Source organism: Gordonia oryzae, from assembly GCF_003797185.1.
Lineage (GTDB): Bacteria > Actinomycetota > Actinomycetes > Mycobacteriales > Mycobacteriaceae > Gordonia > Gordonia oryzae.
Map to the genome: position 1 here is coordinate 52,155 of NZ_RKMH01000019.1, position 22,389 is coordinate 74,543.

Genomic DNA, 22,389 nt, shown 5'->3' on the forward strand with positions numbered 1-22,389 from the left:
GTCGTTCAGGAGGAGACCCGGCCCGGGCCGACCTCCTTGGCCTGCGGCAACGACACCTTCGACGATCCGCGGCGCGCCGGAGTGGACGGCGGCGGAACCATCGGTCCGATGTCGCCGTCGGGGGCGTCGTCGATGTCGACGATGACCGGTGCGTGATCGCTCGGCTTGGACCCCTTGCGCGCCGCGCGATCCACCCAGGCAGCGGCCACCCGAGGGGAGGTGTCGGCGCCGGCAAGGATCAGATCGATCCGCATGCCGAGATCCTTGTGGAACATTCCGGCACGGTAGTCCCAATAGCTGAAGACACGTTCGGACGGCCACCGGGTGCGCACCACGTCGGTCAGGCCGAGATCCTCGAGACCGGCGAGCGCCGCACGCTCGGGTTCGGTGACGTGGGTGTGGCCCTCGAAGGCCGTCGGGTCGAACACATCGGCGTCGGCGGGCGCGATGTTGATGTCACCACACAGCATCGTCGTGGCCGCTTCGGGCGCGACAACGTCCCGGAGCCGGTCGAGCCACGCGAGCTTATAGCGGTAATGATCGGAGTCGGGCTCGCGGCCGTTGGGTACATAGAGGGAGTACACGCGCACTCCCCCGCAGATCGCCGACACCGCCCGCGCCTCGGGCGCCGACTCGGGGTCGGGATAGCCTGGCGCACCGTCGAATCCGCGGCGGACCTCGGACAAACCGACCCGGGAGAGGATCGCGACCCCATTCCACTGCCCCTGCCCGACGTGCACGAACTCGTAACCGCGGTCGGTGAATTCGGGCCCGAGGACGGTGTCGAAGACGTCGTCGGAGAGTTTGGTCTCCTGCAGGCACACCACATCGGGGCGCCGCTCATCCAGCCAGGGCAGCAGTCGAGGAATCCGCTGTTTCACCGAGTTGACGTTCCAGGTTGCCACGCGCATACGACCACGGTATCGCCGGTACTCGTCGGGCTCGCGGCATCCCACCCGCAGATCCGATCCGCTCAACGGCGGACCGCGCACGCGACCACCATCGGTCGGGTGACAACGTCGATCGCAGACCGGTCGATCGCAGACCGGTCGATCGCCGACCCGCCGCCCGAGCAAGGGCGCGAGCCCTCACATTGCGAGTCGGCTCGACCTTCGCCGGATACACCCCGCTCGCCCCACTTGGCCTTCTGTACCGAAATCACACCGAAATCCGTTGCGTCACAATGGCGCAGGGCACAATCGGACAGACGTATGGCGATCACCGGTATCGTCCGCGCCCTGGCGCTCTCGCGCATCGACGCGATGCCGACCATCGAGTGGACCAACCCGGTGCTACACCGTGGACAGCCGCTGGTCCTGCCCGTCGACCGGATCGCGGTGCGACCGCGCCACCTATCCGCACGCCCAGTGTTGGCCGGGCTCGGCGTGGCCGTGTGCGTCCTGGCGCGGGCCGCTGCGTTGCGTGGAAAGCGCCGAATCCACCGGCTGAGCACGCGACTACGCCCATACCGACCGGTTTCCGTCGACACCCCCCGGCCCTGGAGGGCCGACCAGCGCCTTTCGCGAGCATCCCGACATGTGCCATCGTTGTGACCATCGACACAACAGCGGCAGCGGACCCCGATCCGTGCGATCGAACTCCCGGCCGACAGGTCATCGCAGCGTCCTGGCGGCGGTCGGCGCTGTCCGGAATCCGCCCCGACCGCGACGTGCTGCCCGCTCCGGTCGACATCTCGTCGGCCGACCCGCTCCTCGATGCCGCCCGGCCTGTCCTCGACGACGCCGCCTCGAGGATCGTCGGCAGCGAGATGTCACTCCTGCTCGTCGACCACGAATGCCGCATCGTCTCCCGGGTCACCGGCGGCACCACCATCGAGCGCGCGCTCGACGGCGCCGGCGCAGCCAGCGGGGTGCCCTTCGGCGAAGCCGCTGTCGGCACCACCGCGCTCGGCACACCTGCCGAGATCCGTCGCGGCGTGATGGTCAACGGCTCCGAGCACTACCTCGAGAAGTTCAAGCGACTCAGCTGCTTCGGTCAGCCGATCATCCATCCGGCCACCCGACGCCTCGTGGGTAGTCTGTGCATGACCGAGGTCGCCGACAACACCAACCCGTTGGCGGTACCGTTCGTCAACGGCATCGTCGCCGACATCGCCGATCGGCTCCTCGATCGCTCCCGCTCACATCAACGACGGGTGCTCGACGCGTTCCAGCGCGCCGCCCCGCGCCGCGATGTGGCGGTCGCCGCCATCGGTGACGACATCCAGCTCACCAATGCCCTTGCCGCCGAACTACTCTGCGCGTCCGACTTCGGCGCGCTGCGGGCCGTAGTGGCCGACCCGGCGCTGCGCCCGACCACATTGTCGCTGACCCTGACCGGCGGGACCGCCGTGGAGATCGTGGTCGAACCGGTGGCGGGAACCCATAGTGCGGCGCTGTTCCACCTGCGACCGCTGACGATCCGCGCCACTCCGACACCCTCCCCCGTCCGCCCGGCATCGATAGCCGCGGGCATCGCGATCACCGGTGAGCCGGGTACCGGACGCAGCACGGCGGCCCGCTCGCTGGCCGCCGACCTCGGCGGTAGTCACCGCCCACCGATCGTCGTCGACGTCGCCGACGCCCTCATCGACGGGAAAGCGCCGGACATCGCAGCGGTGCTCGCACGGTGTCGTGCGGAGTCGGTGTCGCTGGTCGTCGACGGGGCCGAACTCCTCGACGACCGATCGCTGACGCTGCTCCGCCATGCCGCGGGCCGGGCCACATCGGCCGCGCCGGTGATCGTGGTGACCGGTCCACCGGCGCAACTCGGCGTCGGCGCCGCTGCCCTCATCGGACACTGCCCGCGCCGGGTGGACCTCCCGCCGCTGCGCCAACGCAGCACCGAACTCCCCGCGATCGCCAGTGGCATCGTCGCCGACCTCGCGCCGGGCACCACACTGTCGAGCGGGGCCACCGACTGCCTGCTCAGTCAGGAGTGGCTGGGAAATCTCACCGAGTTGGTGGCGGTGCTCGACGAAGCGGTGGCCACCTGCCAGTTGCGGTCGGCGCGCACGGTCGAGGTCGCCGACCTCCCCGAGCGGTACCGCACCACAAGCCGCGCCGCGCGCCTCGCCGGCCGCGAACAGGCCGAGCGACAGGCGATCATCGACGCGCTGGAACACTGCTCGCACAACAAGGTTCAGGCTGCCCGGGAACTCGGGATCTCCCGGACCACGCTGTATGCGCGGATGCGGGCACTCGGGATCTGAGCCGCACCACCGCAACTTTCCGGCACCGTCAGTCTTCCCGGTGACCTCGTTCCCGCCGCTGCGCAGGGCGTCGTGAGGGCCGTGATGAGATCGATCTGAAACACCACTCCCACATACGCGCCGTCGACGCCGACGCGCGGTCGCGGGATGAATTTGTGCTCACCGAAGAGGTTGCGCTAGTTCCGCGCCCGGTCCAGGCAGCCACCGTCACGAGATCCCTGCGACATCACCGACGCCACCACCACTGGCCCCGTGACGTGCCCGGCGGCCTTCGGTCCGGCGGCCACGAGCCGCGCCGCGGCGCCGACGGCGACCGGTGCCACGGCGACCGGTGCCACGGCGAAACGCAGTCCGAGCGCACGCACGGTGTCGGGGGGCCAGAGCCGCACACAGTGCCACCGCACTCGCGGGCGGATGCCCGACAGAGGATCCTCACCGCGCCGGCTGCCCCGACCGCCAGGGTCACCCGCACCGTGGGCTGGACGACGCCGAGCGGGATCCCCACCACCGAGTTCGCCGAGACACAAGACACGATCCGAGCCCCGCGCGCGGGGTCTCCCGCGGCGAGCCCGCGCCGGTCGCCGGCCCGAGCACGTGCGCACTTCGCCCGAGGGCACCGGTGATCCTCGGGCGCATCGCCGACCTCTCAGAGATGAGGTGAGTGCGACCTCATCACTCTCGGCCGGCGGCTCTCCGGCGCCGAGGTCGGCACCTGTACAGCACGGTGTTCAGTTTCTGTACACCTCGCCCGACCTATGCGGTGGCAGAAATAGAAGCAGGACCGAATATGACCCCCGTCACAAATGATCGTCATTGATGACACCGCCATGTTCGCCCCCCCTTCCTTCACCACTGAGTCGAGCAGGAGACCCTATGACCGCCGTCGCAACCGACCTCCTCCCCCGGGTACGGGATTTCATCTCGTCGGAGAAGAAGATGCTGATCGGGGGTGAGTGGGTGTCGGCGGAGTCCGGGCAGACGTTCGAGACGATCGATCCCGCCACCGCCCGCCCCATCACCAGCGTCGCCCACGGCGGTGCTGCCGACATCGACCGCGCGGTGCGCGCCGCCCGTGCCGCGTTCGACGAGGGCGCGTGGGTCCGGATGAAGCCCAACGAGCGGGAACGTCTGCTGTGGCGGGTGGGTGACATCCTCACCGAACGCGCCGAGGAATTCGGCCAGCTCGAGGCGCTCGACAACGGCAAGGCCGCGACCATCGCCTCCGCCGTCGACACCAACTGGTCGGCCGACATCTTCCGCTACAACGCGGGTCTGGCCACCAAGATCACCGGATCGACCGTGAACGTCTCGATGCCGTTCGTCCCGGGCGGCGAGTTCCACGCGTACACGCTGCGCGAGCCGGTCGGGGTCTGCGGGCTCATCGTGCCGTGGAACTTCCCACTGCTCATGGCGTCGTTCAAGCTGGCTCCCGCTCTCGCCGCCGGCAACACCGTGATCCTCAAGCCGGCCGAGCAGACCCCGCTCACCGCCCTGCTGCTCGGTGAGGTCTTCCAGGAGGCGGGCTTCCCGCCCGGCGTGGTCAACATCGTCACCGGTTTCGGCGATGCGGGCGCTGCGCTCTCGGCCCACGACGACGTCGACAAGATCGCCTTCACCGGTTCGACCGAGGTCGGCAAGAAGATCGTCGACGCCGCCAAGGGCAACCTGAAGAAGGTCTCGTTGGAACTCGGCGGCAAGAGCCCCAACATCGTGTTCGCCGACGCCGACTTCGAGAAGGCCGTCGCCGGGTCGGTGGCCGCGTGGATGTTCAATCACGGCCAATGCTGCGTCGCCGGTACCCGCCTGTTCGTCGAGCGCCCCATCTTCGACGACTTCACCGCCGCCGTTGCCGAGGCCGCCTCGCAGGCCAAGATCGGACCGGGTCTGGACCCCACCACCGAGCTCGGACCGTTGGTCAGCCAGGAGCAGTTCGATCGCGTCTCGGGGTATCTCGCGGCCGGACTCGCCGACGGAGCTCGCGCCCTGACCGGCGGAAAGCGTTGGGGCAATGAGGGTTTCTTCATCGAGCCGACCGTCTTCGTCGACGTCGAGCCGGACTTCTCGATCGTGCGCGAGGAGATCTTCGGCCCCGTCGTGGCCGCCCTGCCCTTCGACGCCGACACCGGTGTTGCCGCGGCGGCCAACGATTCCATCTACGGTCTGGCCGCCGGGATCTGGACCCAGGATCTGTCCAAGGCGCACAAGACCGCTCGCGCGATCAAGGCCGGCTCGGTGTGGGTGAACCAGTACAACGGCTTCGATACCGCGATGCCGTTCGGCGGCTACAAGCAGTCCGGGTGGGGCCGCGAGCTCGGCGGGTCGGCAATCGATCTGTACACGCAGACCAAGGCCGTCAACGTCGCGCTGTGACAGTTCCGCACTCTGTAACAATTCTCCTCTGGGACAACACCTTTCTTATCCGTCAATTTTCATCACTCACATAGGAGTAGTCGATGACCATCACCACCAAAGCCGCCGTACTCACCGGCCCGGGCAAGCCCTTCGAGCTCGTCGAACTCGACCTCGATGAACCCCGCGAGGGTGAGGTACTCATCAAGTACACCGCTGCGGGACTGTGCCATTCCGACCTGCACCTGACCGACGGCGACCTACCGCCGCGCTATCCGATCGTGGGCGGTCACGAGGGTTCGGGCATCATCGAGGCGGTCGGCCCCGGTGTCACCAAGGTCAAGGTCGGCGACCACGTGGTCTGTAGCTTCATCCCCAACTGCGGCACCTGCCGCTACTGTTCGACCGGTCGACAGAACCTTTGCGACATGGGCGCCACCATCTTGGAGGGCTCTATGCCCGACGGATCATTTCGATTCCATTCCGGCACAGACAATTTCGGTGCAATGTGCATGCTCGGCACCTTCTCCGAGCGGGCCACCATCAGCCAGCACTCGGTGGTCAAGGTCGACGACTGGCTGCCGTTGGAGAAGGCGGTCCTCGTCGGCTGCGGCGTCCCGTCGGGATGGGGTACATCGGTCTACGCGGGCGGGGTACGCGCCGGCGACACCGTCGTCATCTACGGCATCGGCGGCCTCGGCATCAACGCGGTGCAGGGTGCGGTCTCCGCCGGCGCGAAGTATGTCGTCGTCGTCGATCCCGTTGCACTCAAACGGGACACGGCCATCAAGTTCGGTGCCACCCACGCGTTCGCAGACCCGGTGGAGGCCGCGGCCAAGGTCAACGAACTCACCTGGGGTCAAGGTGCCGATCAAGCACTGATCCTGGTCGGTACCGTCAATGAGGAGGTCGTCACCCATGCGGCTGCGGTGATCGGCAAGGGCGGCACCGTGGTCATCACCGGCCTCGCCGATCCCACCAAGCTGACCGTGCATCTATCGGGCACCGATCTGGTACTGAACCAGAAGACGATCAAGGGCACGCTGTTCGGTTCGGCCAACCCGCAGTACGACATCGTCAAACTGCTGCGTCTCTACGACGCCGGTCAGCTCAAGCTCGACGAACTGATCACCCAGACCTACACGCTCGATGAGGTCAACGAGGGATACCAGGATCTGCGCGACGGCAAGAACATTCGCGGAGTGATCATCCACGACAGCTGAGCACTTCGGCATCCCCCGACCCCGACCCGGACGCATCGCACCTTCGCTTGTGCGTCCGGGTCGATCCATGTCGGTGACCGCCGGGGATGGGTTCGCTGATCGGGTGATCAGTCCGGGAACGCTCGCTGCGGTGCGCACCGAACTCGGCAGAATCCGCACCACCCCGACCGAGACCCTGCCGATGCTCTCCGGGAACTCGGCGATGGTGTTGGTTCTGTGGTTAGCCCTACTGCGCACCTGGTCCTGCCCTGCGCGCTGTATCCGGTGGCCTTCGGGTTGATCGTCGCGCTGCCGGTGATGATCTGGCGTCCGTCCGACGTCTCGAATGGGACGCGATCTGTCCACCATCGACGTCCTCGTCTGTGTCGCGGTGGCCGTGATGATCACCGCACTGATGTGGACTCGGGCGGTTGGCTGGATTCACCGCCACCGCGAGCGGGTCCGCGAATACCTGCTCGACGTCGAGCGGGGCGAGCGCGGTCGGCAATTCTCAGCGCCCGGCCGCCGCAATCAGGTGCCCGCTCGCCGAAGTCAGTGAGGGGTCTGTAGGGCCGCCGACACCATCTCGGCCCACGCGGCCACGACCTGAGCGCGTCGTGCGGAGTCGTCGGAGAGGGTGTCGGCCAGACCGAGGCCGCGGGCGAGGTCGAGGGTGACCTGCGCGATCCGGTGCACCCGCGGATCGGTGCCGTCGGGATCGAGCATCGAGGTGGTCATACGGTGCGCGGCGTGGGCGAACTTGTCCTCCATCGGCAGGATCAGCCGACGCAGTGCCGGGTCCGACGCGGCCGCGGCCCAGACCTGCAGGGCGGCCTTGAACACCTTCCCCGTATACAGTTCGACGGCCCGGTCGATCGCCGCCGATACCCGAGCGTCGCCTTCCGGCAGTTCGGCTTTGGCCACCGATGCCGATTCGGTCATGTCCTCGAAGATCTGCTGGAGTGCGGCGGTGATCAACGACTCTCGCGTCGGGAAATGGTGTTGCGCCGCGCCACGGGACACCCCGGCACGCTCGGCAACGGCTGCTACTGTTGCCGACGACCACCCGTCGCGGGCCAGTGCATCGATGGTCGCGTCGAGCAGCCGTTCCCGGGTCAACCTCGACCGCTCCTGCTGCGGTTCGCGTGCGCCGGCCGCCCGTGCCCCCGTGGTCACGGCGCCCGGCCCTCGGTGAGATCCCACACCGGACGCCGTTTCGACAGGAAGGCCGTCATGCCCTCACGTGCCTCGTCGCTACCGAACAACGCCGCCGACTCGGCTGCCCGTTGCTGCGCCTCACGGTCGAAGGCCGCCACGATGGGTGCCGTGGTGAGTTCCTTCGACGCGGCCAACCCCTGCGGTGAGGCCTTGCGGATCCCTCTCAGCACCCCCCCGAGCGTGACGTCGAGGTCGTCGACATCATTGTGTGCCTGCGTGATCAGCCCGATGCGCTCGGCGATGGCGCCGTCGAACGTCTCGCCGGTGAGGTAGTAGCGGCCCGAAGAGCGCGCGGTCATCTTCGGCAACAGCACCACCGAGATCACCGACGGCGCCAGCGCCAGCCGTGCTTCGGTGAGCGCGAAAGTGCACGCGGGACCGGCAAACACCATGTCGCAGGCGCCGATCAGCCCGAGACCGCCGGCCCGCACGTGCCCGTCGATGCGGGCGATGACCGGCTTGCGCAGATCCAGGATGGTGCGGAGCAGTCCGAGCATCGACTCGGTACCGGCTGCCGATGCTTCCTGAATACTCGCACCGCGCGCCAGCGCCTCACCGAGATCCGCTCCGGCGCAGAACGTGTTGCCGGTATGGGTGAGCACCACCGCACGCACATCGGGATCACCTCCGGCACAAGCAAGCCCGTCGAGAAGCTCTCCGACGAGCGCGGCGCCGAGGGCGTTACGATTTGCCGGCGAGTCCAGGGTGAGGGTGGCGATGCCATCCTCGATCACGAGGTGCACGACTTCGGATTGCTGATCGGTCACATCGGTTCCTTCGTCGGCAGTGGCGGTCGGTGCGGGTTCGGGTGTATCGGATCAGTACGACTTGGGCAAGCCGAGGCTGGTCTGGGAGACGAAGTTCAGGATCATCTCACGACTGACCGGGGCGATCCGGGCGATCCGGGCCAGCGAGAGCATCGGCGCCAGGCCGTATTCGGTGGTCAAACCGTTCCCGCCGAGCGAGTGCACGGCATGATCGACGATTTTCACACATGCCTCGGCCGCGGCGTATTTGGCCATATTCGCCGGCTCGGCCGCACCCCAGTCGTCGCCCGCGTCGTAGAGCGTGGCGGCCTTCTGCATCATCAGCTTGGCCATCTCCAGCTCGATCTTGCCCTGCGCCAACGGATGCGCGATCGCCTGATGCGCGCCGATAGGGGTCTTCCACACGGTGCGGTCGGTGACGTACTCGATCGCCTTGCCGAGCGCGAAACGTCCCATCCCGATCGCCGACGCCGCGCCCATGATCCGTTCCGGGTTCAGTCCGGCAAACAACTGGCTCAGGGCGGCGTCCTCGGAACCGACGAGTGCGTCCGACGGCAGCCGGACGTCGTCGAGGTACAGCAGGAACTGCTTTTCCGGGTTCTGCAGTTCCATATCGATCTGCTTGTACTCGAAGTTGGGTGTGTCGGTCGGCACGATAAACAGCGACGGCTTGAGGTTGCCGGTCTTGGCGTCGGTGGTGCGCCCGACGATGAGCACCGCCTGCGCCTGGTCGACACCGGAGATGTAGATCTTGCGGCCGTTGAGAATCCAGTCGGAACCATCGCGACGCGCGGTGGTGGTGATGTGGTGCGAGTTGGATCCGGCGTCGGGTTCGGTGATTCCAAACGCCATGGTGATCGAACCGTCCGCCAGGCCCGGAAGCCACCGCTGCTTCTGCTCATCGGTGCCGAACCGGGCAATGACGTTGCCGCAGATGGCCGGTGACACGACCAGCATCAACAGGCCGGTACCCGCGGCGGCGATCTCCTCCATCACGATCGACAACTCGTACATCCCGGCACCGCCGCCACCGTACTCCTCGGGCAGATTGACCCCGATGAATCCGAGTTCGCCCGCCTCACGCCACAACTCGTCGGTCTTGCGGCCCTCGCGAGCGCATTCCCGGAAGTATTCCTGGCCGTATTTGCCGGCCAGACCGGCGACCGCAGCGCGTAGTTCGGCCCGCTCGGGGCTTTCGATGAAACTCATGGCGTGTTCCCCTTGGTGGATTCGATAGGTGTGATGGTGGTGTCGGTACTGGTGTTCTCTGCGCTGGTGTTCTCTGCGCTGGTGTTTGCCGGGCCGGTGTCGTCGGGGGCCGTCTCCTCGCCGATGACGGCGAGGACGTCGCCGACCGCGAGCTGGCGGCCGGGTTCGACGGCCAGCGCGGTGACGACGCCGTCGGCGGGTGCGGAGATGGTGTGTTCCATCTTCATCGCCTCCAACCAGATCAGCGGTTGTCCGGCGGTGACCCGATCCCCTTCGGCGACAGCCACTCTGATCACTGCACCCGGCATCGGCGCCAACAGTGACCCCGGACGTTGCACCGCCGTGGGATCGACGAAGCGAGGCGCGCGGCGCAGATGCACCGACCATCCGGGTCCGTCGACGAACACCTCGTCCTGATCGGCCCCGGCCCGATCGGCCCCGTCGCGGTATCGGGCCACGCGCAGTTCGCGTCGTAGGCCGGTGCGGTCGGTGAGCACGACGGCCTCGGGTGTGGCCGTGAGCACCGACAGCCCCGGTGCATCCGGAAGCTCGATACCGTTGCGTCCATTGCGGTACCGGACCGGGACCTCGGTGTCGTCGGCGCGCAGGTAGGTCTTGGTCTGATACCCCGAGGCCATGTTGCGCCACCCGGCGGGCAGGCTCGCCTGCACCTGGGCGGCAGCGCGGTTGGCTGCGGCATCGGCCAGTGCGGCCGCAACACCTGCCATGACCGCCTCCTCGTCGCCCGCCGACGGCGACGCGAGCGTGTCGAGACCGACGGTGTCCAGAAAGGCGGTGTCGGTGTGCCCGGATAGGAAGGTGGCATCACGCAGGATGCGCACCAGCAGGTCACGGTTGGTGATCGGACCGTGGATCGTGGCGTCGGCCAGTGCTCCGGCCAGCATCGCCGCCGCCCGCCGCCGGGTGGGTGCCCACGCGATGACCTTCGCCAGCATCGGATCGTAGAAGGTGGAAATCTCCGAGCCGTCGGAAATCGACGAGTCGACGCGCACACCCGATCGGGACAGCGGACCGAAAGTCGTTGCAGCGTCAATGTGGAAAGCGTGCACCCGTCCCGACTGCGGCTGCCAACCGGCGGCGGGGTCCTCCGCGTAAAGACGCACCTCGATCGCCGCACCGGCGGAGCGTGGCGCCTCGACGTCGAGCTGATCGCCCATCGCGATCCGCAGCTGCCACTCGACAAGATCGGTGCCCGTGGTCAGTTCGGTCACCGGGTGTTCCACCTGCAGACGGGTGTTGGTCTCCAGGAAGTAGAACCGGCCGGACTCGTCGGCGAGAAACTCGACGGTTCCGGCACCGGTGTAACCGATCGCCTCGACCGCAGTTCGTGCTGCGGCGTAGAGCTTCTCGCGCATCGCCTCGCCCACCCGCTCGACGAGCGGGGCCGGTGCCTCCTCGACCACCTTCTGGTGGCGGCGCTGGATCGAGCACTCGCGCTCTCCGACCGCCCACACCGCACCGTGGGTATCGGCGAGCACCTGCACTTCGATGTGGTGTCCGCGTTCGACATACGGTTCGCAGAACACCGTCGGATCACCGAACGCCGACTGCGCTTCGCGTCGCGCGCCCTCCACCTGCTCGGTGAGGTCGGCGAGATCGCGGACGATCCGCATGCCACGGCCACCGCCACCGGCGGACGCCTTGATCAACAGCGGCAGGTCGGACTCGGCGACCGCATCCGGCGCGATGTCCCCGAGGACGGGTACACCGGCCTCGGCCATCAGCTTCTTGGCGTTGACCTTGGAGCCCATCGCCGAGATCGCTGCTGGCGGCGGTCCGATCCAGATCAGTCCCGCGTCGAGCACGGCGTGGGCAAAGTCGGCGTTTTCCGAGAGGAATCCGTATCCCGGGTGAATTGCGTCGGCGCCGGCGCTGCGGGCGGCAGCGATGATCTTCTCACCCTGCAGATACGTCTGAGCCGAGGTCGATCCGGGTAACCGGACCGCCACGTCGGCGGTTCGGACGTGGGGTGAGTCGGCGTCGGGGTCGGAGTACACCGCGACGGTGCCGATACCCATCGCCCGGCAGGTGGCGAAGACGCGGCAGGCGATCTCACCGCGGTTGGCGACGAGCACGCGCGTGATGGTGCCGGTCATGTCGTGCTGTTCGGTCATGGAAGTCCTCACATCCGGAAGACGCCGAAGTTCGACGTCCCCTCGACGGGTGCACTGTGGATCGCCGAGAGGCTCAGTCCGAGGATCGTGCGGGTATCACGCGGGTCGATCACCCCGTCGTCGTACAGCATTCCGGACAGGAACGCCGGTACCGACTCCGCCTCGATCTGCGCCTCGATCATCTGCCGCATCGCCGCGTCGGCGGCCTCGTCAACCACACCGCCGCGCGCCTCGGTGGCCGCGCGGGACACAATGGAGATGACCCCTGCCAGTTGCGCTGCGCCCATGACAGCAGATTTTGCACTGGGCCAGGCGAACAAGAACCGCGGATCGTAGGCCCGCCCGCACATCCCGTAGTGCCCGGCACCGTAACTGGCGCCCATCAGTACCGATAGGTGCGGGACCGTGGAGTTCGACACCGCGTTGATCATCATCGAACCGTGCTTGATGATGCCGCCGCGTTCGTACTCCTTGCCCACCATGTAGCCGGTGGTGTTGTGCAGGAACAGAAGTGGCGTGTCGGAGCGGTTGGCAAGTTGGATGAACTGGGCCGCCTTCTGCGACTCCTGGCTGAACAACACGCCTTGCGCATTGGCCAGGATGCCGACAGGGTAGCCGTGGATGCGCGCCCACCCGGTGCACAGCGAGTTGCCGTATTCGGGTTTGAACTCGTCGAAGTCGCTGTCGTCGACGATGCGTGCGATCACCTCGCGCGGATCGAATGGGACCTTCAGGTCACCCGGCACAATGCCGAGCAATTCTTCGGCGTCGTAGCGTGGTTCGCGGATCTCAACAGCCGGTGCCGGACCGGCCTTACGCCAGTTCAGGCGGGCGACGATGCGTCGCCCGATGCGCAGCGCGTCCTGCTCGTCGGCGGCGTAATAGTCGGCCAGACCCGACTGTCGTGCGTGCAATTGTGCGCCGCCGAGGGATTCGTCGTCACTGTCCTCACCGGTGGCCATCTTCACCAGCGGCGGACCGCCGAGGAACACCTTCGACGCGTTCTCGATCATCACCACGTGGTCACTCATCCCCGGAACGTACGCACCGCCGGCAGTGGAGTTACCGAAGACGATGGCCACCGTGGGGATTCCGGCCGCCGAGAGCTTGGTCAGGTCGCGGAACATCCGCCCACCCGGAATGAAGACCTCTTTCTGGGTCGGCAGATCGGCACCACCGGACTCCACCAGGGAGATCACCGGCAACCGATTGGCCAGGGCGATATCGTTGGTGCGCAGTATCTTCCGCAGCGTCCACGGATTAGAGGTGCCGCCCTTGACGGTGGGATCGTTGGCCACGATCATGCATTCGACCCCCGCAACAACTCCGATGCCGGTCACCACCGAGGCACCGACGGTGAAGTCCGAACCGTAGGCCGCGAGCGGACACAATTCCAGGAATGCCGAATCCTCGTCAACGAGCATCTCGATGCGTTCTCGAGCGATCATCTTGCCGCGCTTACGGTGTCGTGCGACATACTTCTCACCGCCACCGGCGAGCGCCTTGTCGAGTTCGGCCTGCAGGTCCTCGAGTTTGCCGACCAGGCCCTCTCGATTGGCCTGATATGCCTCGCCCGCTGTGTCGAGCGTGGAACGGATCGCCGTCATCGGATGCTTCCCCTCACTGCTGATAACCCAGTCGTTTGGCCGCGAGGCCGGTCAGGATCTCGGTGGTGCCGCCGCCGATCCCGATGATCCGCATATCGCGGTACTGCCGCTCCACCTCGGTTCCGGTCATGTAACCGAGTCCACCGAAGAGCTGAACCGCCTTGTCGGCCACCCACTGTCCGGTCTCCACGGCAGTGTTCTTGGCGAAACACACCTCTGCGATGAGGTCGTCACCGGAGGTGATCTTGCGTTCGACCACGGCCCGGGTGTAGGTGCGGGCCACGTCGATCCGCCGGGCCATCTCGGTCAGCGTGTCCTGCACTGACTGTCGCGCGATGATCGGTTTGCCGAAGGTCTCGCGCTGCCGCGCCCAGTCCACGGTGAGATCCAGGCAGCGTTGCGCACTGGCGTATGCCTGGACCGCCAGCGACGACCGTTCGGTGACGAAAGCCGCGGCGATCTGGGCGAATCCCGAGTTCTCCGGTCCGACCAGGTTCTCCACCGGCACCCGTACGTCAACGAAGGACAGTTCGGCGGTGTCCGAGCAGCGCCAGCCCATCTTGTCGAGTGTGCGGGTGACGGTGAATCCCGGTGTGCCCTTGTCGATGACCAGCAGCGATACACCGGAGGCGCCGGGGCCGCCAGTGCGGACGGCGGCAACCACGAAGTCGGCGCGCACCGCGGAGGTGATATAGGTCTTGGCGCCGTTGACCACATAGTGATCACCGTCACGCTCGGCGCGGGTGGTCAGGTGCCCGACGTCGCTGCCGCCGCCGGGTTCGGTGATCGCGAGACTACCGATCATCTCACCGGCCAGGGTGGGCCGAACCCATCGGTCGATTTGGGCGGGATCTCCGGCCGCGATCAGATGCGGCAGGGCGATGCCGTGGGTGAACAGCGACGCGAACACACCACCGGCGGCACCCGCGTAATGTAGTTCCTCGCCGAGGATCGAGGCATCGACGAGATCTCCGCCACTGCCACCGACCTCCTCGGGTATGCCCAGCCCAAACAGGCCGAGTATCGCTGCCTCCCGGTGGATTTCGCGCGGGATCAGGCCGGATTTCTCCCACTCGTCCTGGGCGGGCAGGACGTGACGGGTCACGAAGCCACGAACGGTTTCCCGCAACGCGCGTCGTTCGTCGCTGTCCCAGAGGTCACTGGTAATCGGCATGTGTTCAGTCCTGACCGGTTGTCGTTGGGCTGGCGGAATTCTCGAGGAATTTCAGCGGGATCGGCACCGGCCGCGAGCGCAGCCATTCCCCCATCCCCTTGGCCTGTGGATCGAAGCGCACGTTGTCGGCGACCCCACGTCCGAGCACGCCCTCGATGACGAAGTTGACCGCCAGCAGGTTGGGCAGCCGATACCGGTGCACGGTGAGGTCGGCGATCTCAGGGAGCAAGGTCGTCAGCAGGTCGGTGTCGAGAGTTGCCTCGAGCCACTCGAAATGATCTGGATCACGCACCCACACACCGATGTTCGCGCTGCCACCCTTGTCGCCGCTGCGCGCGCCCGCCAGGGTGCCCAGAGGCATCATCCCGGTGGGCTCGGGGTAGGGTGCGGCGCCGCCGGGTGCTCGGTTGACCGGCTCGTCGGCTTCGACCGTCGCGCGCAGTGGGCTGGGCTCGATAATCTCGACCACACCGTCGGGCAACGACACCCGATGTTCGACGGCCGCTGCGTCGACATATCCGGGTTCGAACACGCCGTAGGGTGAGCCGTGTCCGGGTGGTGCGGTCATGCTGAATCCGGGGTAGCTGGCCAACGCGAGTTCGACTGCGGCCGAGGAGAACACGCGGCCCACCGTGGCGGCGTCAGAGTCGCGGGCGACACATCGCAGCAGCGCCGAGGCCTGCTCCTCGGTGGTGGCGTCGTCGCGGTCGAGTCGCGAAAGCTCCCACGTCACCTGGCCTGGCACTGTGGGCAGGGCCGCGAGGAATTGACTCTTGAACAGCTCCGCCTTGGCCTCGATGTCGAGGCCGGTGAGGATCATGGTGATCTCGTTGCGCACGCCCGCAAGGTGATTGAGCGAGACCTTGGTGGTGCTCGGCGGCGCCTCACCACGTACTCCGGTGATCGCGACCCGGTCGTCCCCCTGCTGGGTGAGGGCGATGGTGTCGAGTCGGGTGGTGACGTCCGGGCCGAGATACCGCGGACCGCCGACCTCGTAAAGCAGTTGTGCGGTCACCGTTCCGACCGTCACCGCACCTCCGGTACCGGCATGTTTGGTGATCACCGATGAACCATCAGCGTTGATCTCGGCGATCGGGAAGCCGAGATGCCCGGCGCTCGGGGAGTCGGTGAGACCGAGTTCGGTGAAGAACGCGTAGTTGCCGCCGGTGGCCTGAGCGCCGCATTCGATGACGTGTCCGGCGACGACCGCGCCGGCGAGTGCATCGAGGTCGTCATACCCCCAGTCGAAGGCGCTCGCGGCCGGACCGACGGTGAGCGAGGCGTCGGTGACGCGGCCGGTGACAACGATGTCGGCGCCGGCGTCGAGTGCGGTCTTGATTCCGAAGGCACCGAGGTAAGCGTTGGCGGTCAACGGTTTTCCCAGACCCAGTTCGGCGGCCCGATCGAGGAGGTCGTCACCGTCGACAAAGGCCACGCCGACGTTCACGCCCACCCGCTCGGCGAGTTCTCGCAGGGCGACGGCGAGTCCGTGCGGATGAAGGCCACCCGCGTTGGACACGATGCGCACACCCTTGTCAACGGCAAGGCCGAGACACTCCTCCATCTGACGCAGAAACGTCTTGGCGTAGCCGGTTTTCGGGTCCTTCAGGCGATCGCGGCCGAGGATGAGCATGGTGAGCTCGGCGAGATAGTCGCCGGTGAGATAGTCGAGTTCACCGCCCTCGAGCATCTCCCGCATCGCCGAGAAACGGTCGCCGTAGAATCCCGACGCATTGCCGATACGGACCGGATTCGGAGTCATCTATCGGCCTTCGGTCGAGGGTGCAGGGGCCCAGAGGGTTCCCGACCACCGCCGGGCGGTCCGGCGAAACACTGGGCGATCGTGGACCATTCGCGGGCGTGGTCCCCGATGATCTGCAGGTCGAGATCGGCCGGGGCACGACGCTGGGTGACCAGTTCACAGAAGTCGACGGCCGGACCGCGCACCACGTCGGTGGCGTCGGCGGGTCCCCACGTCCACAGTTCCCCCGACGGCGCGACGATCTCGAAGCGGAACGGCGCAGCCGGCGGTGTCTTTCCATTGACGGCGTAGGCGAAATCACGGGTGCGTACGCCGATGTGCACGACCGCCTTGATTCGGTCGGTGGGCACAAGCGTCACGCCGAGCGCGTCGGCGACGTCGAGGCCGTGGGCCCACGTCTCCATCAGCCGTGCGGTGGCCATCGAGGTTGCCGACATGGGCGGCCCGAACCACGGGATCTTCGTCCCCTCGGGTACCGCGAGCAGCGCGCGGCCCAGCGACTCACGTACTGTCCGCCACTGCGCGAGCAGGTCGGCGGGAGACTTCAGTGCGCCCTGCTCCGCGGCTGCGTCGACGAAGCCGGTGGGATCCGTCATCGCCTCTCGGGTGATAGCGGAAAAAGCCTCCGGATCGGTGGCCGCGACGGCGGCCACCTCATCGGTCCACGCAAGATGTGCGATCTGGTGGGCGATGGTCCACCCGGGCGCGGGCGTGTGGATCGCCCATTCGTCCACGTCGAGGTCGGCGACCAGGTCATCGAGTTCCGCCGAGGCGGCGGCGAGGTCGGCGACGACCTCCTGCACGAGCGACATGCGATCAGCGTCACACGCGGCCATCAAAAAATCAAGCGTGCATGATTTTTTTCCGCGACGGCGCCCGCGTCCTCCCCGACATTGCCCGCCAGATCCGCGACAGCGCCCTCCTCGTCGATCGCCGCCGGTTCGCGACCTGCGTCACACCCGGCGAACGCCGTACGGACGTCGTCGAGATCGGGTGATAGGACTGTGCAATGACCGATACGTCCCCCAGCTCCACGACGGTTCGCGACCCGCTGTCGGTGTTCCATGTCGGGGGCCTGACGGTGTCCGGGACCCAAGCGAGCGCGCAACAACAACTCTGCGCGCAGTTCGCCGACCACCGGGGCCGAATCGACCTCCCGGCGTTCGGCGTCCTCTTCGACCACATCGGCGGCATCCCCTTCCACCTCGCGGGCGCGCGGTCGGGCGCACTGAGCATGCAGGCACGGCTGACCATGTCGGCGCTGGGACACGTCGGCGTCGACGACCGGCTCACCTGCGATGCGCAGGTCGCCATGCACGACGACCACACCGGCGTCACCCCGGTACAGATCCGGACCGAGGCCGGCCACTTGTGCTGCATCGGGACGGCGCGGAACATGCGCGTCGGTCGTGCCGCCACCGACGGCGCCACCGAAACTCCGGTGTTCGATGTCCCGAATTGTGCTGATGCCCAAGGTGTTCTGCTTCCCGAGGCACTACCGCCCACGCTTGACGGGCGCGACCTGGTTGCCCAGATCTCGGCGCGGGTCCGCGACGCCGGCCCGCTGACCACCCTGCTCAACGGCCGCGTCGATCTCGTCGGCGACGACGGCGCCATTCGATTCACCGCGACCACCGAACCGTGGATGGGCAATGTCTTCGGCACAATGCACGGCGGCGTCATCGCCACCATGGTCGGCCAGGCATTCTCGTTCGCCGGCCAGGCGCTGGCCCCAGCCGCGGCCGATTACCGGGTCGCCGACATGTCGGTCGGGTTTTTCCGGTCGCCCGCGGTGCACGGCGGGGACGTCATCGTCGAGGTCACCCCGGTCAAGACAGGCCGGCGTGTAGCGGCGCTTGCCGCGCGCATGACCGCCCACGACGGGGTACTGCTGTGCGAGGGGATCGCCGACATCCACTTCCGCTGATCCGCTGCGCACCAGGGCGTTCGCGCCGTTGTCCGCGGCTGATCACAGTGCTATCGTTTGGTGCGAAAGGGGCTGATGTTACCAATGTTGCAGAGGAAACTCACTCACCGACGCGCCGCAATCGGCGCATGTCTGACACTCGGAGCGTGCGCGATCGCTCCACTGGCTGCGGGCACCGCTACCGCGGCTCCGCAGACCCCCTCGCAGGACGTCCGCACGCTCGACGCGTCGCAGCAAGCACCGACGATCGGCGTGAGCCGGTCGGGCGCGATGCCGACCGGCTGGTTCGTCGCCCCGCTCGCGGCAGCGGCAACCGGCGCGGACTCGACCGTGGTCTGGCTCGAGCCCATGCCCAAGGACGCGTGCACAACCTCGCTCAGCGATGCGAAAGTCGCGGTGAGCTGGAAAAACACCTCTGCTCGCACCAGCGACTATGCCACCTTCCCGGCGTGCTCGGCCGGCAAGCCGGCACTCAGCCCGGAGCTGAAGACCGGTCCGGGAACCCTCGAGTTCACGGTGACCGTCCTCGGCAAGGGTGGCGACACCTTCACCCTCTCCCCCGGCACCGCGACGATCCAGCGCTGACAACCCACCCGACGGCGCTCTCGGCACACCCGAGGGCGCCGTCGGCGTCCGCAAGGGCGCTGTCGGCCTTAAGGAAGGCGCTATCGGCGTCGGGTAGGGCGCCGTCGGCGGGTTGCGACCCGCCCCGGGCGGCGTCGCGGTAGACGATTCCGACAATGTGTCAACGCCGGGATGGAACGCGTTCTAGATTTGGGGCATGGCGGAGACCGTGACCCAGCTCCTCCTCGAACGCGCCGGCGATGACAATGTTGCCATCATCGGCGACAACACGCGCCGTACGTGGCGCGACCACATCGCCGACGCCCGCCGAATGGCCTCGGCGGTGCTTTCCCTCGCCGACCCTCAGCGGCCGATGCACGTCGGCACCCTGCTGGGGAACACCACGACCATGGTGACCGCGCTGGCTGCCGGGGCCCTCGGCGGCTACGTCACTGCGGGCATCAACAACACGCGCCGCGGCGACGCGCTTGCCGGCGACATCGACCGCGCCGACTGCCAGATCCTGCTGACCGACGCCGAACATCGCGATCTCCTCACCGGACTCGAGTTGCCCGGAGTCACCGTCATCGACACCTCCACCGAGGAGTGGTCGCACCGCGTCGACGCGGCGGGCGAGCTGGTTCCGTTCTCGACGCCGGGCGCGATGGACCCGTTCATGCTCATCTTCACCTCAGGAACGAGTGGGAATCCCAAGCCGGTTCGGCTGGCGCACATGCTGATTCCCTTCGCCGGCCCTCCCCTGGTCGACAAGTTCGGTATCACCTCCGACGATGTCTGCTATCTGTCGATGCCGCTGTTCCACTCGGCCGCGCTGCTCGGCGGGTACAGCGTCGCCGCCACTGCGGGTGCGGCGATCGTCCCGGCCCGATTCTCCGCGTCGACCTTTCTCGACGACGTCCGCCGCCACGGCGTGACGTTCATGAATTACGTCGGCAAACCGCTCGCCTACATCCTCGCCACGCCCGAACGCCCCGACGACGCCGACAATCCGCTGCGCGCCGCCTTCGGCAACGAGGCCACCGATCAGGACATCGCCGACTTCGCCCGGCGTTTCGATTGCCGCGTCTGGGACGGTTACGGCTCGAGTGAACTCGCCATCATCGTCACCCGCGAACCCGGCACCCCGACGGGCTCCATCGGCAAGGGCTTTCCCGGTGTGGCCGTGTACGATCCGGTCACCACCACCGAATGCGCACGCGCACGCTTCAACGCGGGCGGCGCCCTCATCAACGCCGACGAGGCCATCGGTGAACTCGTGAACACCTCGGGCGCAGGCATGTTCACCGGGTACTACAACGACGAGGCCACCACCGGCGAACGGCTCCGCGACGGCATGTACTGGTCGGGTGACCTCGCCTACAAGGACGACAACGACTGGATCTATCTGGCCGGCCGCACCGGCGACTGGATGCGGGTCGACGGCGAGAACATGACAGCCGGACCCATCGAGCGTGTCCTGCAACGCATTCCGGGGATCAGTCAGGTCGCCGTCTACGGAGTCCCCGACGACCGGGTCGGCGACGCGGTGATGGCGGCGATCGTGCTCGACGACGACGCGACCATCGATCCCGACGATTTCGCCGCCGCACTCGCCGCTCAACCCGATCTCTCCCCCAAGGCGTGGCCCCGATACGTGCGGATCGCGACGACGCTGCCGACGACGGCCACCAACAAGATCGTCAAACGGCAACTGAAGTCCGAGGGTGCGACCCCCGGCGACGGAACGCTCTGGGTGCGCCCGGACCGCGCACACCGCTACCACGTGTCGACAGCGACTCCGGCGCCGGAATGACCGGTGCGGCTGCGGCCACCCCAGACCTGTCTCCCCAGGCCCCGACACCCCCACACCGACACCGACCGTCCGCAGCTGACCGAGCTCGGCTACTACGCGCTGTCTCGGCATCCGGTGCGTCCTGCCGAACTCGTCGACGAGGCGGCGCATGCCGAACATCTCAGCCTGGGAACGGCTTTCCTTTCCGAGCGCTTCAACGTCAAGGACGCCACCCGCCACCGGATCGTCACCGCCACCATGGCCGCCACGCTCGACGAGGTGTCCTCGGGACGGTATCGAGGACGCGGTCGGGGTGCTGCGCCGGCTGTGGTCGGGCGAGATGATCGTCGGCCACGACAGACCGTCCGGCTCGTATCCCCTGTTGTTCCTGGGAATCACGCTCGATCCGCCGCCTCCACGGGCGTCTCGCCACCAATCTGCAGGGCTACCCGGAGACGCTCGTCGGCGCGAACGGTTGGAACACCGCGGATCTGGATCGCATTCGGGCCACCGCCGCATTCACCGACGCTCGCGGACCGATCGACGCGAGCGTGACCGAGGCGCAACTCGACGAACTGGCGAGCGCCATCCCGGACTCGTGGGTGGCCGACTGTGCGGTCGGATCGCCACGGAGCTGTGCGGTCGTGGTTGCCGACCAGTTCGACCTCGGCGTCGACTCGGTGATCCTGCATGGCGTGGCCCCCACCGAGATCGACGACGTCGTCGGCGCGTACCGCACGCTGGACCGCCGTCCGCGACACCCGCTGCCCACCAATCCCGGCCGAGGACACCATTCTTGACCGTCACCGACATCCCCACCGCCGTCGAACACCTCACGCCGGCGCTGCTCACCGAGTTGTTGGCCGACTCCGGTCACCACACGGTGGTCCGTACCGTGGCGGCCACGCCCGTCGGCAGCGAACAGATGGCCGAATCCTTGCGTCTCCGAATGACATTCGACAGCCCGAGCGAGCTGCCGTCGACCGTGATCGCCAAGCTGGCGACCGGGGATCCCGGTCAGCGCGAGTTCGCCTCGGGTGCGTTCCGCAACGAGGTCACGTTCTATCGGGAACCGGCCACGGAGTTCGCCATTCCCGTCCCCGCCTGCTACACCGCGGCCCTGTCGGAGAGTTGCAGCGAGTTCGTGGTGCTGCTCGAGGACATGGGTGCGGCGCGTCAGGGCGACCAGATCGCCGGGTCCACCGCCGGGCAAGCCCGGGCGGTGGCCTCGCGGCTGCGGGCCTGCACGCTGGAACGGGCTTAGGCTCAACGCGGGCGGATGAGGGGCACTTCCCTTGAGGCTCGCCGGGTGGGTGGTGCCCGCCCGCAGCGTGTCCTCGCTTCTGGGGAATGTTGACGTGACGTGTCGCCGATCACTGGTGTTCAGGTTGTCACGTGTCCGGTTTCCTGTTCTAATCCTTGCGGTAGTGAAGTCGGGGCTCACGTTCACCAATCCATGGAGTGGCCCCGGG

Annotated in this window: 21 protein-coding genes and 1 pseudogene; 12 read left to right on the forward strand and 10 right to left on the reverse strand. The window is 67.3% G+C overall.

The annotated features are described in order from the left end of the window. Positions 1-5: 5 nt before the first annotated feature. Positions 6-911 (reverse strand): exodeoxyribonuclease III, encoded by a 906-nt coding sequence (locus tag EF294_RS19495; protein ID WP_123932632.1) that lies wholly within the window; start codon positions 909-911, stop codon positions 6-8. 300 nt (positions 912-1,211) lie between these two features. On the opposite strand from EF294_RS19495, the gene EF294_RS19500 reads away from it, so the two are divergent. Together EF294_RS19500 and EF294_RS19505 are read left to right on the forward strand one after the other, a co-directional pair. Then, on the forward strand, positions 1,212-1,553 hold the full coding sequence (locus EF294_RS19500; protein ID WP_123932591.1) for a hypothetical protein: 342 nt from the start codon (positions 1,212-1,214) through the stop codon (positions 1,551-1,553). Then, complete coding sequence (locus tag EF294_RS19505) at positions 1,550-3,211, forward strand: sigma-54-dependent Fis family transcriptional regulator (protein WP_123932592.1); 1,662 nt, start codon at positions 1,550-1,552, stop codon at positions 3,209-3,211. The genes EF294_RS19500 and EF294_RS19505 overlap by 4 nt, the downstream gene beginning before the upstream one ends. A gap of 176 nt (positions 3,212-3,387) precedes the next feature. On the opposite strand, the gene EF294_RS22310 is transcribed toward EF294_RS19505, so the two are convergent. Beyond that, positions 3,388-3,600, reverse strand: coding sequence for a hypothetical protein (locus EF294_RS22310; RefSeq protein WP_246007976.1), 213 nt, complete (start codon positions 3,598-3,600; stop codon positions 3,388-3,390). A gap of 484 nt (positions 3,601-4,084) precedes the next feature. On the opposite strand from EF294_RS22310, the gene EF294_RS19515 reads away from it, so the two are divergent. The 4 genes from EF294_RS19515 to EF294_RS22320 all read left to right on the forward strand — a co-directional run bounded on the left by EF294_RS19515 (position 4,085) and on the right by EF294_RS22320 (position 7,321). Next, positions 4,085-5,581 (forward strand): aldehyde dehydrogenase family protein, encoded by a 1,497-nt coding sequence (locus EF294_RS19515; RefSeq protein ID WP_123932593.1) that lies wholly within the window; start codon positions 4,085-4,087, stop codon positions 5,579-5,581. 83 nt (positions 5,582-5,664) lie between these two features. Continuing rightward, the gene (locus tag EF294_RS19520; RefSeq protein ID WP_123932594.1) at positions 5,665-6,783 is read left to right on the forward strand and encodes an NDMA-dependent alcohol dehydrogenase; all 1,119 of its coding nucleotides are present in this window, start codon (positions 5,665-5,667) and stop codon (positions 6,781-6,783) included. 73 nt (positions 6,784-6,856) lie between these two features. Beyond that, positions 6,857-7,063 carry a hypothetical protein gene (locus EF294_RS22315; protein WP_246007977.1) on the forward strand — a complete coding sequence of 69 codons (207 nt, stop codon included), beginning with the start codon at positions 6,857-6,859 and terminating at the stop codon, positions 7,061-7,063. A 45-nt stretch (positions 7,064-7,108) separates the two neighbouring features. Further along, on the forward strand, positions 7,109-7,321 hold the full coding sequence (locus EF294_RS22320) for a hypothetical protein (protein WP_246007978.1): 213 nt from the start codon (positions 7,109-7,111) through the stop codon (positions 7,319-7,321). On the opposite strand, the gene EF294_RS19530 is transcribed toward EF294_RS22320, so the two are convergent. From EF294_RS19530 to EF294_RS19565, 8 genes are read right to left on the reverse strand one after another with little or no spacing between them, the layout of a single operon-like run. Next, entirely contained in the window at positions 7,315-7,938 is a 624-nt protein-coding gene (locus tag EF294_RS19530) for a TetR/AcrR family transcriptional regulator (protein ID WP_123932596.1), read from the reverse strand. The genes EF294_RS22320 and EF294_RS19530 overlap by 7 nt on opposite strands. Then, the gene (locus tag EF294_RS19535; protein ID WP_123932598.1) at positions 7,935-8,747 is read right to left on the reverse strand and encodes an enoyl-CoA hydratase family protein; all 813 of its coding nucleotides are present in this window, start codon (positions 8,745-8,747) and stop codon (positions 7,935-7,937) included. Before EF294_RS19535 ends, EF294_RS19530 begins: the two co-directional genes overlap by 4 nt. 51 nt (positions 8,748-8,798) lie before the next feature. Beyond that, complete coding sequence (locus EF294_RS19540) at positions 8,799-9,956, reverse strand: acyl-CoA dehydrogenase family protein (RefSeq protein WP_123932600.1); 1,158 nt, start codon at positions 9,954-9,956, stop codon at positions 8,799-8,801. Continuing rightward, entirely contained in the window at positions 9,953-12,091 is a 2,139-nt protein-coding gene (locus tag EF294_RS19545; protein ID WP_123932602.1) for an acetyl/propionyl/methylcrotonyl-CoA carboxylase subunit alpha, read from the reverse strand. The genes EF294_RS19540 and EF294_RS19545 overlap by 4 nt, the downstream gene beginning before the upstream one ends. An 8-nt stretch (positions 12,092-12,099) precedes the next feature. Next, positions 12,100-13,698 (reverse strand): acyl-CoA carboxylase subunit beta, encoded by a 1,599-nt coding sequence (locus EF294_RS19550; protein ID WP_123932604.1) that lies wholly within the window; start codon positions 13,696-13,698, stop codon positions 12,100-12,102. Between the two features lie 13 nt (positions 13,699-13,711). Further along, positions 13,712-14,872, reverse strand: a complete 1,161-nt coding sequence (locus tag EF294_RS19555) for an acyl-CoA dehydrogenase family protein (protein WP_123932606.1) — start codon at positions 14,870-14,872, stop codon at positions 13,712-13,714. A gap of 4 nt (positions 14,873-14,876) precedes the next feature. Then, positions 14,877-16,634, reverse strand: a complete 1,758-nt coding sequence (locus EF294_RS19560) for an acyclic terpene utilization AtuA family protein (protein ID WP_123932608.1) — start codon at positions 16,632-16,634, stop codon at positions 14,877-14,879. After that, on the reverse strand, positions 16,631-17,446 hold the full coding sequence (locus tag EF294_RS19565; protein ID WP_123932610.1) for a TIGR03084 family metal-binding protein: 816 nt from the start codon (positions 17,444-17,446) through the stop codon (positions 16,631-16,633). Before EF294_RS19565 ends, EF294_RS19560 begins: the two co-directional genes overlap by 4 nt. 41 nt (positions 17,447-17,487) lie before the next feature. Between EF294_RS19565 and EF294_RS21590 the strand changes: the two genes are divergently transcribed. From EF294_RS21590 to EF294_RS19590, 6 genes and pseudogenes are all read left to right on the forward strand, one after another. Next, positions 17,488-17,631 carry a hypothetical protein gene (locus tag EF294_RS21590; RefSeq protein ID WP_185091162.1) on the forward strand — a complete coding sequence of 48 codons (144 nt, stop codon included), beginning with the start codon at positions 17,488-17,490 and terminating at the stop codon, positions 17,629-17,631. A 12-nt stretch (positions 17,632-17,643) separates the two neighbouring features. After that, positions 17,644-18,561, forward strand: a complete 918-nt coding sequence (locus EF294_RS19570) for a PaaI family thioesterase (protein ID WP_123932612.1) — start codon at positions 17,644-17,646, stop codon at positions 18,559-18,561. Positions 18,562-18,645: 84 nt separating this feature from the next. Continuing rightward, a complete protein-coding gene (locus tag EF294_RS19575; protein WP_123932614.1) occupies positions 18,646-19,146 on the forward strand; it encodes a hypothetical protein in 501 nt (166 codons plus the stop codon). Between the two features lie 196 nt (positions 19,147-19,342). Then, positions 19,343-20,938 (forward strand): fatty-acid--CoA ligase FadD1, encoded by a 1,596-nt coding sequence (fadD1, locus tag EF294_RS19580; protein WP_123932616.1) that lies wholly within the window; start codon positions 19,343-19,345, stop codon positions 20,936-20,938. Between the two features lie 75 nt (positions 20,939-21,013). Further along, a pseudogene (locus tag EF294_RS19585) lies at positions 21,014-21,717 on the forward strand (hypothetical protein). After that, positions 21,714-22,181 carry an ecdysteroid 22-kinase family protein gene (locus EF294_RS19590; RefSeq protein WP_246007979.1) on the forward strand — a complete coding sequence of 156 codons (468 nt, stop codon included), beginning with the start codon at positions 21,714-21,716 and terminating at the stop codon, positions 22,179-22,181. Before EF294_RS19585 ends, EF294_RS19590 begins: the two are co-directional and overlap by 4 nt. The last annotated feature ends 208 nt before the right edge of the window (positions 22,182-22,389 follow it).